Genomic DNA, 13,300 nt, shown 5'->3' with positions numbered 1-13,300 from the left:
GTGCCGTCGTTTGCCACTGCTATCCCTCTGCTCCGTGGTCGGGGCGCGTCGCGGGGTGGGCGCCGGCGGTCACCAGCGCCTCCACGGCCTTGCGTGGATCCTTGCCGGTGACCAGGCTCTCGCCCACCAGGACGGCGTCGGCGCCGACCCGTGCGTAGGCGAGCAGGTCATGCGGACCCCGCACGCCCGACTCCGCGATCTTGATCACATTATCGGGGACCTTCGGCGCCAGCTTGGCGAACACGTCGCGGTCGACCTCGAGTGTCTTCAGATTACGGGCGTTGATCCCGATGATCCGGGCGCCCGCCGCGACCGCCCGCTCCAGCTCCTCCTCGGTGTGCACCTCGACCAACGGGGTGAGCCCGATGGACTCGGCCCGCTCGATCAGCGACACCAGGGCCTCCTGCTCCAGGCAGACCACCATCAGCAGCGCCAGGTCGGCGCCGTGGGCCCTGGCCTCCCACAGCTGGTAGGAGGTGAGGATGAAGTCCTTGCGCAGGATCGGGATGTCGACGCGGGCGCGGACCGCGGCCAGGTCTTCGAGGCTGCCGCCGAACTTGCGCCGTTCGGTCAGCACGCTGATGACGTGGGCGCCGCCCGCCTCGTAGTCGGCGGCCAGCGCGGCCGGGTCGGCGATGGCGGCCAGCGCGCCCTTGGACGGGCTGGATCGCTTGACCTCGGCGATCACCGAGATCCGGTCGCCGCCGAGCGCGGCGAGCGCGTCTTTGGGCCCCGAAGCCCGCTCGGCCCGCTGCTTGAGCTCGTCAAGCGACACGGCCTGCTGACGGGTGGCGAGGTCGGCGCGCACCCCGTCGAGGATGTCGTCGAGGACGCTCGGCCCTTCGGTCCGCTCACTCACGCGCTTGGGGTCCCTCCGGTCGGCAGTTGGGGGCGGCAGAGAGTTCGCATCGCGTCCGCTCCCGGCCTGTCTTGCGATGGTATCGGCCCCGACGTGGTCACCTCACCACAGGCCCCCGACTACGGCGCGAGAAACGCCCCGAATGGCAGGTTTCGGACCACCCAGTACACCAGCACTATGCCGAGAAACGCCCAAAGCCAAGCTGGATGCGCGAGTGTCGTCCGCCGGGGCTTGCCCTGCCAGGCGCGGACCAGCCAGCGACCCCACCAGAACAGCAGAAACGGGATCATCGCCATGGCGAGCGGGTTGAGGCCGAGCGCGGTCACCGGGTCGAGGTGGGCCAGCGCGTGGATGGTGCGCAACGTACCGCAGCCCGGACAGTAGAGGCCGGTGGCCCACAGGAACGGGCAGGTCGGATAGTGGCCCGGCTGGTTGGGGTCGATCGTGCCGACGACCGCGAACACCGCCCCCGCCGCGGCGGCGACGCCGAGCGGCGCGAGCACGGACCGGAGCCGGTCGGTGCCGCGCCGCTCGAAGTTCGCGATGTCCATCAGTATCCGGAGGTCGACGTGTTCGCGGCGACGATCACGAAGAGCAGGATGTAGCCGATGACGATGAGGATGTTGATGATCGCGCCGAAGATCAGCGCGCGCTTCCACCACGTCTTGGCTTCTTCCGAGGACTGCATCGCGCCCTGGTAGTCACCGGCCTGCCACTTCGAGTTCACCTGCGACGACTTGACAATCGACACGATACCGAAGGGAAGGCAGCAGAACAGCGTCGTGAGGATGGCCGCGACCAGGTGGTTGTCCGGCGGGCTCTGCGGCGCGCCGTAGCCGCCGGGCTGACCGTAACCGCCACCGGGGGGCGGGCCGTAACCGGGAGGCTGGGCGCCGTAGCCGCCACCGCTCGGGGGCTGCTGGCCATAGCCACCGCCACTGGGCGGCTGCTGACCGTAACCGCCACCGCCACTCGGGGGCTGCTGACCGTAACCACCGCCACCGCTGGGCGGCTGCTGGCCATAGCCACCGCCACTGGGCGGCTGCTGACCGTAACCGCCACCACCGCTCGGGGGCTGCTGACCGTAACCGCCGCCGGGTGGCTGGGCGCCGTAACCGCCGTCGCCCTGGTTTCCGTAGCTCATGCTGATGACTCCTCAATCTGTGGCGCGTTGCGCGCGGCAGCCTAGCGACAAACCACTATCGACGTGGAATAACGTCCACGTTGCGGACAATTTGTAACCGACTGGATGCCCTGCGGGTCAGTAGTTTCCGGTCGTGGTGGCGGTCGCGAGCCCCACGAAGGTCAGCCAAATACCGCCGAACACGAGCCAGAGAATCGCCCAGAGCACAATCGTGATGTACGAGGTGATCAGGCCGCCCATGGCCATGCCCTGGCCCTCTTCGCCGGTGCGCTTGATGCGGTTGAGGGCGATGTGACCCACGACGGCACCGGGGATGCTGGTCAGGCCGCAGAACAGCAACCCGACGATGCCCAGGACGAGCGAGGCGACGGCCAGGCCGCTGGTGTTCCTCTGCGGGGCCCCGTACGCGCCGTAGCCGGGTGGCCCGTAGGCGCCCGGCGGCTGCTGGCCGTACCCATATTCGCCGGACGGCTGCTGACCGTAGCCGTAGTCGCCGGACGGCTGCTGGCCGTAATAACCACTCGGGGGCTGCTGGCCGTAACCCGGAGACTGGCCATAGCCGGGAGACTGGCCGTAGGCCGGAGGTTGGCTCTGGCCCGGAGGCTGTCCGTAGCCGCCGCCGGGCGGCTGCGCGCCGTAACCCCCGCTGTTGCCCTGATCCCCGTAGCTCATGCCACTGGCACCTCATCCCCTCTTGGCCCGTTGCAGAGGCAGCTTATTGACGAAACGCGCGCCGGTCTGGCAACGGTTCAGACCGTGGACTTTTTGTGATGAGCCCGCGACGGGGAGGGGTCGCGCGCGGCTAGGTCGGGTCGTCGCCGCGGTCCAGGGCGTCCCACATGGAGCGGTCGCCGGTGGTCTCGGGACGCTCGCGGGTGTACTTGGCGGACATTCCGCCCCAAGCGCCACCTCGTACGACGGCCGCAACGCCGCCCGCGACCATCAACACCGCCCCGAGGCCGCACACCACGGGCCAGAGCGGCACCACGTCCCACTGGATCACGCCGGTCGCGCGCATGACGTTCCGCTCGCGCAGCCAGCTCAGCACGCCGCTCCCGCCGGCCGCCTGCCACGCGCCGAGCCCGGCGCCCACACCGCACAGGGCCAGCAGCACTCCGATCACCCGGCGACCGGCTCCCTTGGTGGCCAGCACGGCCACCACCCCGGCCAGCCCGGCCAGCGCCAGGGGCGTCAGAACCGGACTGAGGTCACCACCGCTCGGCACGGCCAAAGCCCCTATGCCGGCGCCGCGCACGTTCGTCACCCACGCCCGACCCGCGGCGACCAGCACCAGCACACAGCCGACCGCCGTCACCACCAGCCAAGCGGTCAACTCCCGCCGCCCCCGCCGAGCCGCGACCTCAGCCGGAGACCCGCCCTGCTCCCCGGCCCTGCTCTGCTCCCCGGCTTCGGACACGTCACCCGTCTGAGACCCCGCCGCCGCCCCGCCTGTCCCAGACGCGACCTCCGACCGAGTCTCGGGCTCCCGGCCGCTCAACTCGGGCATGGCCTCCGGCTGGGACGCGGGCTCCCGGCCATCCGACCGGGACATGGCGCCCGACCGAGACCCGGATTCCGGACCGCCTGATCGAGGCGCGGCGTCTGACTCGGGCCGGGCGTCCGACTCGGGGCGAGTGACCGGCCCGGGTCCAACGCCCAGTTCAGGTCCGGTGACCGACCCGGATCCGGTTACCGACTCGGATCCAGTGTCCGGGTCAGGTCCGGTGGCCGTCATGGTGTGATCGTCACCTCGAGCGTGTCGGCGTCGAAGCAGGTGTGGTCGCCCGTGTGGCAGGCCGCTCCCACCTGGTTCACCTTGAGCAGCACCGTGTCACCGTCGCAGTCGAGCGACACCGCCTTGACGTGCTGCACGTGCCCCGACGTATCCCCCTTCACCCAGTAGGCCCCCCGGCTGCGCGACCAGTAGGTGGCCCGGCCGGTGGTGAGGGTGCGATGCAGCGCCTCGTCGTCCATCCAGGCGAGCATCAGCACTTCGCCCGAGTCGTACTGCTGGACGATCGCGGGCACCAGCCCGTCGCCGTTGCGCGTGAGTCGCGCGGCGATCTTGGGGTCAAGGGACATGTCGTCATTCAACCAGCCGGAGCGGCCGCTCCCCGAATCGACGGTGGCACAGCCGCAGTTCCGGCACTCTGGCCAGGCCGCCGATCACTGGTGCGGCGACCCGGGCGGTTCGTCACACGACCGCCCTGAAATCCCTGTGACGGTCCGGGGCACCGCCCCCGAGGATCTAGTCGAGTGCCTGTGACAGCGTCTCGTAGATCGGGAACAATGGTGCGATGTTGGTCCGGCGCAGGCGCCTCAGGACCTGGCCGTCCGTGGCGATCAGCGCCATGGTGCCGTCGCGATCCCGCAGAGCGGCAAGCTGGCGAACCAGCACCCCCAAGCCCGATGTGTCGATGAAGGTCAGGTTGCTCAGGTCGACGACCAGGCGCGGCCCGTGTGTCGCGACCGCCTCGTCGAAACATTTGCGGACCTTTGACACGTTGTCCGCGTCGACCTCGCCCGCGAGGCTGACGACCACGAGCTCGCCATGTCGGCGCCGCGTCATCTCCAGCACATCCACGCCCATGCTCCTCATGACTCCGCCACTAGCGGCCCCCGCGGAAAAGGTACACCGGGACGCGCCACGTTACCGAGGGTTTTGCGAAGAACGCATTACGTAATGATGCGCGGCGGAGTATTTTCTGTGCGACGCACGGCAGACGCACGGCAGGGGGAGGGACGCTCGTGGTGGACGTCGCGGGTTCCGTCCTCGATCCCGACCTGGGCGATCACGTCTGCCTGCCGTTCCAGGGTGATCGGGAGCGGATGGCCGTGACCAGGGCGTTCACGGCGAACGGGCTGCGCCGCCGGACCAAAGTGGTGATCATCACCCACACTGACACGCCGGAGCGGACGCGGGAGTGGCTGGCGCCGCTCGTGCCGGGGCTGGCCGCGGCGGAGGCGGCGGGGCGGGTCGAGATCACGGCGTGCGCGGGCGCGGACGGGCCCGCGTGGCTGCTGGGCGTGCTGGTCGCGGCCGGCGAGCAGGCCAGGGAGCAGGGGCATCGCGGTGTCTACGCGCTGGTCGACGCGGCGTGGGGGGTGCGGGACGCGGCGGGGCGGGAGGGGTTCGAGGCGGCGGTCAACGCGCTGTTCGGTGAGCGGTGGCTGGCGGCCGTGTGCCAGTACGATCGCGGACTCTACTCGGCCGCGGCCGTCAACCGGGCGGCGGCAATCCATCCGATCGCGCCGGGGCAGGCGCTGCTGCGGTTCGTCAACATGCGCCCGCAGCCGGGGCTGCTGCTGTCGGGTGACATCGACATCACCAACCGGCTGGCGTTCGCCTCGGTACTGACCCAGTTGGAGGCGGTGGCGGCCGAGGTGGTCATCGACGCGACGGGGCTCGACTTCATCGACGCCGGGTCGGCCCAGTTGCTCGCGCTGACAGCGCTGGCACGCGCCGCCGCCCACCACCATCGCACAGTGGTGGTGTGCCGCGGGACGGTCGCGCGCGTGCTGCGGCTGATCAGGGCCGACGAGGTCATCGCCGTCCGCCGGGCCGTCGATGGGTAGACAGGTCCTCTGTACGGGGTTCGCGCAAGGGCGGATCACTGCCCTGCGCAGATTGGTCACCGAGCGCGCGGCCGGGGAGGGTCTGGCGGGCAAGCGGCTGGAGGACTTCGTGCTGGCGGTCAACGAGATCACCACGAACGCCGTGCTGCACGGCGGCGGCAGCGGGCGGCTACGGCTGTGGTGGCACGACGACCGGCTCTGGTGCGAGGTGACCGATGAGGGGCCGGGCCTGCCGCCCGGCTGGACGGGCGCCTCTCACACTCCGCCGGGGTACGAGCCGCGCGGGCGCGGGTTGTGGCTGACCAGGCTGCTGTGCGACCAGGTCACGGTCGTCTCCGGCCCGGGCGGCACCAGCGTACGCTTCGCCGCCGCCCGGGAATGAGCCCGATCGCACCAAAAGAATCGCACCAAAAGAGCAACACGCTACGAGTGGGCGGCCGACACCCAGGAGGCGTGCAGGTCGGCGTAGACGCCCGGCTCGGTCACCAGCTCGGCGTGCGGCCCCCGCTGCACCAGCCGCCCCGCGTCGAAGACGAGCACCTCGTTCGCGTTCTCGGCCGTCGACAGCCGGTGCGCGATCGAGATGGCCGTCCGCCCCCTGGTGACGCCTTCGAGCGCCCGCGCCAGTCGTACCTCCGTCGCCGGGTCGACCGCCGAAGTGGCCTCGTCGAGCAGCAGCAGGTCGGGGTCGGCCAGGTAGGCGCGGGCGAGCGCGACGAGCTGGCGTTCGCCCGCCGAGAGCGACTCGCCGCGCTGGCCCACCGGGGTGTCGAGGCCGGCGGGCAGGCCCTCCAGCCAGTCGGCCAGGCCGAGCTCGGTCAAGGCCAGCAGGATCTCCTCGCGCGTGGCGGCGGGCTTGCCGTAGCGGACGTTCTGCTCCAGGGTGCCGTCGAACAGGAAGCCGTCCTGCGGCACCATCACGATGCGCTCGCGCAGCGAGGAGAAGCGCACGTCGCGCAGGTCGTGGCCGTCGACGGTGACGCGGCCCGCGACCGGGTCCATGAGCCGGGTGAGCAGTTTGGCGAACGTGGTCTTGCCGGAGCCGGTCTCGCCCACGATCGCGATGCGCGAGCGCGGCGGGATGGACAGCGTGACCTCGCGCAGTACGGGGACGCCGCCGGGGTAGTTGAAGTGCACGTCCTCGAAGGCGACGGAGATCGGGCCGCGCGGCAGGTCCACGCCGGAGTCGCCGGGGTCGGCCACGTCCGGCGGGGTGTCGAGGACGCCGAGGATGCGCCGCCAGCCGGCGACCGCGTTCTGGGCCTCGTTCAGCACCTCGGTGGCGGTCTGCAGGGGCGAGACGAACAACGTGACCAGGAACAGGAACGCCACCAGCCGCCCGGCCGTGATCTCGCCCGACAGCCCGAGCCGCACCCCGAGCAGGACGATCCCGGAGATGGCCACCGCGGCCACGATCTCGGTCAGCGGGAAGACGAACCCGACGATCGTCTGCGCCTTGATCTGCGCGGACCTGTTGGCGTCGACGGCGGTGTCGATGCGGTCGGCGGTGCGCCGCTCGGAGGCGTACGCCCTGATGACCGCGGCGCCGACGACGGACTCGCTGACGGCGGCGAGCATGTCGCCGGTCCGCTCGCGGACGGTGGTGTAGGCGCCGGACAGCCAGCGCTGGAAGCGCGGCAGCGCGATCACCAGCGGGATGAAGCAGGCCCAGACCAGCAGTGTGAGCTGCCAGGAGTAGATGAACATCAGCACGCTGGCCACGAGCACCTGGCCGAACGCCACGATGATCATCAGCCCGCCCCACTGCATGAACGTGCTGATCTGGTCGATGTCGTTGGTGACGCGGGAGACGAGGGCGCCGCGGCGCTCGGTGTTCTGGGTGAGGACGGACAGGTCGTGCACGTGGCGGAAGCCGCGGACCCGCAGGGTGGCCAGTGAGGACTCGGTCGCCTTGTAGAGGCGAACGTTCATGACATATCCGGCGAGGGCGGTCAGGATCACGGCGGCGGCGCACAGGGCGACGGCCCGCCAGATGTACGGCAGGTCGGGGGTGCCGCCCTTGAGGCCGGTGTCGATGGTCTGCTGCACCGCGATCGGCACGATGATCTTGCCGCCGGTGGCGATGACGGCCAGCGCCAGCGTCCCGGCCAGGCCGCTGCGGAACTCCGGCGTGAGCGAGAACCCCTGGCGGATCGTGGCCAGCGCCGACCGCTCGGCGTTGCCGCGGATGCCCTGTTCCACGCTCATGCGCTGACTTCCCGCCCGGTGTTGCCGGGGATCCCCTGCCCGACGCTCATGCGCTGACCTCTTCTTCCTCGATGGGCTCAATCTCGATGGCCGCCCGTTCGGCCTCCTCCCGCTCGTAGGCGGTCACCAGGTTCCGGTAGCCCTCGCAGCGCTCCAGCAGCTCCTCGTGACCGCCCCGGTCGACGACCCGCCCCCGGTCCAGGTAGACGATCTCGTCGGCCAGCGCGATCGTGGCCATCCGGTAGGCCACGACCACGACGCTCGACGCCGCGTCGCGCAGGCCGTACAGGATCTTGGCCTCGACCTGCGGATCGACGCTGGAGGTGGCGTCGTCGAGGATGAGCAGGCGCGGGCGGCGGACGACCGCGCGGGCCAGCGCGAGGCGCTGGCGCTGGCCGCCGGACAGCGACGTGCCGCGTTCGCCGACGCGGGTGTCGAGTCCCGAAGCGAGCTTGGCGACGAACCCGTCGGCCTGGGCCACGCGCAGCGCCGCCCACACGTCCGCGTCGTCGGTGTCCAGCCCGAGCGCGATGTTGCCGCGCACGGTGTCGTCGAACAGGAACGTCTGCTGCGGCACCAGCGCGACGGATTCGGCCAGCCCGCCGTAGGCGAGCCGGCGCACGTCGACGCCGTCGAGCAGCACCTGTCCGGAAGCCGGGTCGACCAGCCGTACGAGCAGTTGCACCAGCGTCGACTTGCCGGACCCGGTCGGCCCCACCAGCGCGACGGTGCCGCCGGCCGGCACGTCGAAGGTGACGTCGTGCAGCACCTCGTCGGCGCCGTAGGCGTAGGAGACGTCCGAGACCTCCAGCTTGGCGGGCCGGGCCTCGCTGAGCGCGACCTCGCCGTACTCCATGGACCCCTCGGCCTCCAGTACGGCCTGCACCCTCTCCCAGCCGACGACGCTGCGCGGCAGCTCGGCCAGCACCCAGCCGAGCGCCCGGATGGGGAAGGACAGCAGCGTGAACAGGTAGGCGACCTGCACCAGTTCGCCGGAGTCGATCGAGTTGGTGGACAGCCGCAGCGCGCCGACGCCGAGCACCGCGAGCACGCCGAGCGTGGGCAGGGCCTCCAGCAGGGGGTCGAACAGGCCGCGCACCCGCCCGACGGCGATGTTCGCGTCACGCAGCTCGTGCGCGCGCCGCCGGAAGCGCTCGGTCTCCATCGCCTCCCTGCCGAGCGTCTTGACGACCAGCGCGCCGTCGAAGCTCTCGTGCGCGATCTCGCTGACCTCCGCGCGCAGCTGCTGCGCGCGGGTGGCCAGCGGACTCAGGCGGCGCTGGTAGATCAGGTTCAGTACGGCGATGGCCGGGAAGATCAGGAAGCCCACCAGCGCGAGCACGGGGTCGGTGAGCAGCATCCCGATCGCCGCGGTGAACAGCATGACGATCACGCCGACGGCCATGGGCAGCGGCGCGAGCGGCGCCCAGGCCGCCTCGGCGTCGGCGCTGGCGTTGGACAGCAGCTGCCCGGTCGGGTGCTGGTGGTGCCACGACAGGGGCAGCCGCAGGTACTGCCTGGTGACCGCGCGCCGCGAACGGGCCTGCATGCGGTACTGCATCAGCCCGGCCAGGATGCGGCGGCCCGCGACGCCGATGGATTTGAGCAGCGCCGCGCCCATGATGAGCAGCACACCGATCCAGAGCGCGCCCGCGGCGGTGTCGCCCTTGTCGAAGGCGGGGAGTACGACGTTCTGGGTGGCCCAGCCGAGCGCCCAGGCGGACGCCACGGTCATGCCACCGTAGAGCGCGCTGGCCAGGACGGCCGCGGCGAACACCGCCTTCTCCGTACGGACGGCCACCCCAAGGACGCGCAGCCCTTGACGCATGACAGCCGAGGTGACCTTGGTCGCCACTCGCAAATTTTCCTTTCCCCGCCCATTTCTACATATGTCACTATCACTGGCGATCAACACGTTATTCCCGCGGGTAGGGTTGGCCGGGTGACTCACGCTCGTAGCGAACGCGCCGCGCTGTGCGACCTGCTCGACCGGCTCGGCCCGGACGCGCCGACGCTCTGCACGGGCTGGAACACCTATGACATGGCCGCCCACCTGGTCCTGCGCGAGCGCCGGCCCGACGCCATGGGCGGCATCGCCCTCAAACCGCTGGCCGGCTACACGGCCTCGGTGCAGGAGGGGCTGAAGGCCAAGCACTCCTACCCCGAGCTGGTCGACCTGGTCCGCAAGCCGGGCGGCGTGTACGGCGTGCTCCCCTTCCTCGACAACGCCGTCAACACCCTGGAGTTCTTCGTCCACCACGAGGACGTGCGCCGCGCGCAGCCGGAGTGGGAGCCGCGCGAGCTGCCCGCCGATCTGGAACAGATCATGTGGAAGCGGGTGGCCGGCGGCGGACGGCTGATGCTGCGCCGATCACCCGTGGGCGTGGTGCTGCACCGCCTGGGCGGCGGCGTGACGCTGGGCGGCGCGCAGCAGGGCCCGAAGGTGGAGGTGACGGGCCGGGCGGGCGAGCTGCTGCTGTTCTGCTTCGGGCGTCAGGAGCACGCCAGGGTCGAACTGGCGGGCGATGCCGACGCCGTCGCCCGGCTCAAGAACGCCAAGCTGGGCATGTGATGGCGCACCAACTTCCGGGGTTCCGTAGGGGCCTCGGCGATACCTCTTGGCCTTACCATGGCGTGAGAAACAAGCCCCCCGGTTAGGATCAAGGAACGTCTTCACAGAAGATGCCAAGGATCGCCCAGATCCGGGTATATACGGCTGGGAATGGACTGCAGGAGGCCCCCATGCAGGTCAAGAAGGTGGTCACGTACGTTCTAGTGGCGTTCGTGATTTTCTACCTGTTCACCCGGCCGGCCCAGGCCGCATCCGCGGTTAACGGCGTGTTCGACGGGATCGTTCATGGCGCCAACCAGTTGGCTGTCTTCTTTACCAATGTGCTGACCTGAGGTGTGGTTCTGTCTGCGCTAGACGCTTCCCCACGATGCCAGATCGTGTTACGCAGGCAGAATGAGAGATCGTCCGAGCGTCACCAAACTCAATCAGCCTGATCCCCACGCCCGGCGCGTCCTCGAACGCGCCGAGATCGAGGGGATCGAGCTGGTCCGCTTCCTGTACGCCGACCACGGAGGCGTCATCCGTGGGAAGGCGGCATCCCGGTCGCGACTCGCCGAGCGGCTCAACACCGGGATCGGGCACACGGTGGCGATGATGGCGATGAACATGCTCGACCAGTTGCAGGAGGTCGAGCACCTGGGTCCGGTGGGCGAGGTGCGCATCGTCCCCGATCCCTCTACCTTCGTCTCGCTCCCCCACGCCCCCGGCGCCGCGGCGATGCTCTCAGATCTCCGCGAGCCGGACGGCTCACCCTGGGCGGCCTGCGCACGCACCTTCCTCAAGGACGCGGTCGGCGCGCTGGCGGACGAGGGCTACACCCTGCTGGCCGCCTTCGAGCCGGAGTTCACGCTCGGCCGGCGGTTGCCCGACCCTACGGGCGGCTTCGACCGGCTGGTGCCTCTCGACGACACGCTGTGCTACGCCGCCACCGGCTTCGACACCGCTCACGACTACACGATCAAGCTGATCCGCGCCCTGGAGACGCAGGGCCTGCACGTCGAGCACTACCACCCCGAGCTCGGGCCGGGCCAGCAGGAGCTGTCCGTACGCCACGCGCCCGCCCTGCGGGCCGCCGACAACCACGTCCTCTACCGCGAGACCGTGCGCGGGGTCGCGATGCGCATGTCGATGTGGGCGTCACTGGCCCCCAAGCCGCTGGCCGACCAGGCGGGCAACGGGGCCCACCTGCACCTGTCCCTGTGGAACGACACCCAGAACGTCTTCGCCGACGACGGCGAGCTGCGGGCGGGCTTCATCGGCGGCCTGATCGCCCACCTGCCCGCCCTGACCGCGCTGACCTGCGGCAGCGTCAACGGCTTCCGGCGGCTGGCGCCGCGCACGTGGGCCAGCGCCTACGCCGTCTACGGCCCCGACAACCGGGAGGCCGCGATCCGGGTCTGCTCGCCGCTCGGCGAGAGCGGCGAGCCGAACCTGGAGCTCAAGCCGTCCGACTCCTCGGCCAACCCGTACCTGTCGCTCGGCGCGGTCATCCACGCCGGGCTCGACGGGATCCGGCGCAAGCTGGACCCCGGCGAGGCGGTCGACGTCGACCCCGACACGCGGCCCGGCCGCTACCCGCGCCTGCCCGCCTCACTGGAGGAGGCGCTCGACGCCCTGGAGGCGGACGAGGTGCTCATGGAGGCGCTCGGCCCGCTACGGCGTAGCGCGTATCTGGCCGTGAAGCGGTCCGAGGCCGCCGCGTTCGCGGCCAAGGACGCCTCCTATGAGCTGTTCCACCACATGCGGGTGTTCTAGCCGACCGTCCGCAGGTTCTAGCGGACCGGGTGGCCGGCCATCCGGAGCGTGTCCTTGACCTCGGAGATCTTCAACGTCCCGAAGTGGAACACGCTCGCCGCCAGCACCGCGTCGGCGCCGGCCGCGACCGCCGGAGGGAAGTCCTCCAGCCGCCCGGCGCCGCCGCTGGCGATCACCGGCACCCGGACCGCGGCCCTGACCGCGTGCAGCAGCTCGAGGTCGTAACCGTCGAGCGTGCCGTCGCCGTCCATCGAGTTGAGCAGGATCTCGCCGACGCCGAGCTCTTCACCGCGCGCGGCCCACTCGACCGCGTCGATGCCGGTGCCGCGGCGCCCGCCGTGCGTGGTCACCTCGAAGCCGCTCTCGGTGCCCGGCGCCCGCCGCGCGTCGACCGACAGCACCACACACTGCGCGCCGAAGCGCCGCGACGCCTCGGTGAGCAGCTCGGGCCGGGCGATGGCGGCGGTGTTGAAGGACACCTTGTCGGCTCCCGCGCGCAGCAGCGTGTTGACGTCGTCGACCGAGCGGATGCCACCGCCCACGGTCAGCGGGATGAACACCTGCTCGGCGGTCCTGCGCACCACGTCGAGCATGGTGTCGCGCTCGCCCGACGAGGCGGTGATGTCGAGGAAGGTCAGCTCGTCGGCCCCCTCGGCGTCGTAGCGCCTGGCCAGTTCGACCGGGTCGCCCGCGTCGCGCAGGTTGGCGAAGTTGACGCCCTTGACCACGCGCCCCGCGTCCACGTCCAGGCACGGGATCACCCGTACGGCTACCGTCATGCCCGAAGCGCCTCTATCTCGATCTCGACCAGCATGTGGGGATCGACCAGCCCGGCGACGCGGACGCCGGTGCAGGCGGGACGCACCCGCCCGAACACCTCGCCGATCGCCCGCCCGACCTGGTCGAAGTGGCCGTGCTCGACCACATAGTAGCGGACCATGACGACGTCCTCCCTGCTCAGGCCGCCCATCGCGACCGCTTCGAGGGCGATGTCCATGGCCGTTCTGCTCTGCAGGTAGGCGTCACCGTGGTGACGTACCTCGCCGTCGACGGTGGCGGTGCACCCGGACACGATCACCCGGTCACCGACGACCACCGCCCTCGCGTAGCCGTATCTCTCTTCCCAGATGCCTCCGGAGAACACCCTTGGTCCGGTGCTTTCCATACTCATGCTGCCCATCACGCC

16 protein-coding genes are annotated in these 13,300 nt (G+C 70.6%); 5 read left to right on the top strand and 11 right to left on the bottom strand.

What is annotated here, in order from left to right:
* Positions 1-19 precede the first annotated feature (19 nt).
* From trpC to AB0C30_RS19515, 7 genes are all read right to left on the bottom strand, one after another.
* Positions 20-859 carry an indole-3-glycerol phosphate synthase TrpC gene (trpC, locus tag AB0C30_RS19545; protein WP_225291735.1) on the bottom strand — a complete coding sequence of 280 codons (840 nt, stop codon included), beginning with the start codon at positions 857-859 and terminating at the stop codon, positions 20-22.
* 119 nt (positions 860-978) lie between these two features.
* The gene (locus AB0C30_RS19540) at positions 979-1,410 is read right to left on the bottom strand and encodes a DUF2752 domain-containing protein (RefSeq protein WP_357945515.1); all 432 of its coding nucleotides are present in this window, start codon (positions 1,408-1,410) and stop codon (positions 979-981) included.
* The gene (locus tag AB0C30_RS19535; protein WP_357945512.1) at positions 1,410-2,003 is read right to left on the bottom strand and encodes a CD225/dispanin family protein; all 594 of its coding nucleotides are present in this window, start codon (positions 2,001-2,003) and stop codon (positions 1,410-1,412) included. The genes AB0C30_RS19540 and AB0C30_RS19535 overlap by 1 nt, the downstream gene beginning before the upstream one ends.
* A 117-nt stretch (positions 2,004-2,120) precedes the next feature.
* Positions 2,121-2,675: a DUF4190 domain-containing protein gene (locus AB0C30_RS19530; RefSeq protein WP_357945509.1), complete on the bottom strand. Its 555-nt coding sequence runs from the start codon at positions 2,673-2,675 to the stop codon at positions 2,121-2,123.
* 130 nt (positions 2,676-2,805) lie between these two features.
* Complete coding sequence (locus AB0C30_RS19525; RefSeq protein ID WP_357945506.1) at positions 2,806-3,420, bottom strand: Trp biosynthesis-associated membrane protein; 615 nt, start codon at positions 3,418-3,420, stop codon at positions 2,806-2,808.
* A gap of 314 nt (positions 3,421-3,734) precedes the next feature.
* Positions 3,735-4,085 (bottom strand): phosphoribosyl-AMP cyclohydrolase, encoded by a 351-nt coding sequence (gene hisI, locus AB0C30_RS19520; protein WP_357945503.1) that lies wholly within the window; start codon positions 4,083-4,085, stop codon positions 3,735-3,737.
* A gap of 166 nt (positions 4,086-4,251) precedes the next feature.
* Entirely contained in the window at positions 4,252-4,587 is a 336-nt protein-coding gene (locus tag AB0C30_RS19515) for an STAS domain-containing protein (protein ID WP_225291741.1), read from the bottom strand.
* Positions 4,588-4,751: 164 nt separating this feature from the next.
* On the opposite strand from AB0C30_RS19515, the gene AB0C30_RS19510 reads away from it, so the two are divergent.
* Complete coding sequence (locus AB0C30_RS19510) at positions 4,752-5,579, top strand: MEDS domain-containing protein (protein WP_357945500.1); 828 nt, start codon at positions 4,752-4,754, stop codon at positions 5,577-5,579.
* On the top strand, positions 5,572-5,961 hold the full coding sequence (locus AB0C30_RS19505; RefSeq protein WP_357945497.1) for an ATP-binding protein: 390 nt from the start codon (positions 5,572-5,574) through the stop codon (positions 5,959-5,961). The genes AB0C30_RS19510 and AB0C30_RS19505 overlap by 8 nt, the downstream gene beginning before the upstream one ends.
* A 41-nt stretch (positions 5,962-6,002) precedes the next feature.
* On the opposite strand, the gene AB0C30_RS19500 is transcribed toward AB0C30_RS19505, so the two are convergent.
* Together AB0C30_RS19500 and AB0C30_RS19495 are read right to left on the bottom strand one after the other, a co-directional pair.
* A complete protein-coding gene (locus tag AB0C30_RS19500; protein ID WP_357945494.1) occupies positions 6,003-7,787 on the bottom strand; it encodes an ABC transporter ATP-binding protein in 1,785 nt (594 codons plus the stop codon).
* Between the two features lie 46 nt (positions 7,788-7,833).
* The gene (locus AB0C30_RS19495; RefSeq protein ID WP_357946349.1) at positions 7,834-9,615 is read right to left on the bottom strand and encodes an ABC transporter ATP-binding protein; all 1,782 of its coding nucleotides are present in this window, start codon (positions 9,613-9,615) and stop codon (positions 7,834-7,836) included.
* A 114-nt stretch (positions 9,616-9,729) separates the two neighbouring features.
* Here AB0C30_RS19495 and AB0C30_RS19490 point away from each other — a divergent pair, with 114 nt between their 5' ends.
* From AB0C30_RS19490 to AB0C30_RS19480, 3 genes are all read left to right on the top strand, one after another.
* Positions 9,730-10,359, top strand: a complete 630-nt coding sequence (locus tag AB0C30_RS19490; RefSeq protein ID WP_357945491.1) for a TIGR03085 family metal-binding protein — start codon at positions 9,730-9,732, stop codon at positions 10,357-10,359.
* 170 nt (positions 10,360-10,529) lie between these two features.
* Positions 10,530-10,691, top strand: coding sequence for a hypothetical protein (locus AB0C30_RS19485; protein ID WP_214637633.1), 162 nt, complete (start codon positions 10,530-10,532; stop codon positions 10,689-10,691).
* 61 nt (positions 10,692-10,752) lie between these two features.
* Positions 10,753-12,114 carry a glutamine synthetase family protein gene (locus AB0C30_RS19480; RefSeq protein ID WP_357945488.1) on the top strand — a complete coding sequence of 454 codons (1,362 nt, stop codon included), beginning with the start codon at positions 10,753-10,755 and terminating at the stop codon, positions 12,112-12,114.
* 17 nt (positions 12,115-12,131) lie between these two features.
* Here the strand turns inward: AB0C30_RS19480 and hisF are convergent, their stop codons facing one another.
* Together hisF and AB0C30_RS19470 are read right to left on the bottom strand one after the other, a co-directional pair.
* Positions 12,132-12,893 carry an imidazole glycerol phosphate synthase subunit HisF gene (gene hisF, locus AB0C30_RS19475; protein ID WP_357945485.1) on the bottom strand — a complete coding sequence of 254 codons (762 nt, stop codon included), beginning with the start codon at positions 12,891-12,893 and terminating at the stop codon, positions 12,132-12,134.
* On the bottom strand, positions 12,890-13,285 hold the full coding sequence (locus AB0C30_RS19470; protein WP_357639495.1) for a Rid family hydrolase: 396 nt from the start codon (positions 13,283-13,285) through the stop codon (positions 12,890-12,892). Before AB0C30_RS19470 ends, hisF begins: the two co-directional genes overlap by 4 nt.
* Positions 13,286-13,300 lie beyond the last annotated feature (15 nt).

The sequence above is a fragment of the Nonomuraea sp. NPDC048901 genome (assembly GCF_040649695.1).
Classification (GTDB): domain Bacteria; phylum Actinomycetota; class Actinomycetes; order Streptosporangiales; family Streptosporangiaceae; genus Nonomuraea.
The sequence above is the reverse complement of the archived record's forward strand: the minus strand, read 5'-3'. Positions and strand labels throughout refer to the sequence as shown.

Bases quoted from the DNA above. Each gene is read 5' to 3' on its own strand.
- AB0C30_RS19485 (WP_214637633.1), top strand. From the start codon at position 10,530: ATGCAGGTCAAGAAGGTGGTCACGTACGTTCTAGTGGCGTTCGTGATT.
- AB0C30_RS19505 (WP_357945497.1), top strand. From the start codon at position 5,572: ATGGGTAGACAGGTCCTCTGTACGGGGTTCGCGCAAGGGCGGATCACT.
- hisI (WP_357945503.1), bottom strand. From the start codon at position 4,085: ATGTCCCTTGACCCCAAGATCGCCGCGCGACTCACGCGCAACGGCGAC.
- AB0C30_RS19530 (WP_357945509.1), bottom strand. From the start codon at position 2,675: ATGAGCTACGGGGATCAGGGCAACAGCGGGGGTTACGGCGCGCAGCCG.
- AB0C30_RS19470 (WP_357639495.1), bottom strand. From the start codon at position 13,285: ATGAGTATGGAAAGCACCGGACCAAGGGTGTTCTCCGGAGGCATCTGG.
- AB0C30_RS19495 (WP_357946349.1), bottom strand. From the start codon at position 9,615: ATGCGTCAAGGGCTGCGCGTCCTTGGGGTGGCCGTCCGTACGGAGAAG.
- AB0C30_RS19500 (WP_357945494.1), bottom strand. From the start codon at position 7,787: ATGAGCGTGGAACAGGGCATCCGCGGCAACGCCGAGCGGTCGGCGCTG.
- AB0C30_RS19480 (WP_357945488.1), top strand. From the start codon at position 10,753: ATGAGAGATCGTCCGAGCGTCACCAAACTCAATCAGCCTGATCCCCAC.
- AB0C30_RS19535 (WP_357945512.1), bottom strand. From the start codon at position 2,003: ATGAGCTACGGAAACCAGGGCGACGGCGGTTACGGCGCCCAGCCACCC.
- hisF (WP_357945485.1), bottom strand. From the start codon at position 12,893: ATGACGGTAGCCGTACGGGTGATCCCGTGCCTGGACGTGGACGCGGGG.
- AB0C30_RS19540 (WP_357945515.1), bottom strand. From the start codon at position 1,410: ATGGACATCGCGAACTTCGAGCGGCGCGGCACCGACCGGCTCCGGTCC.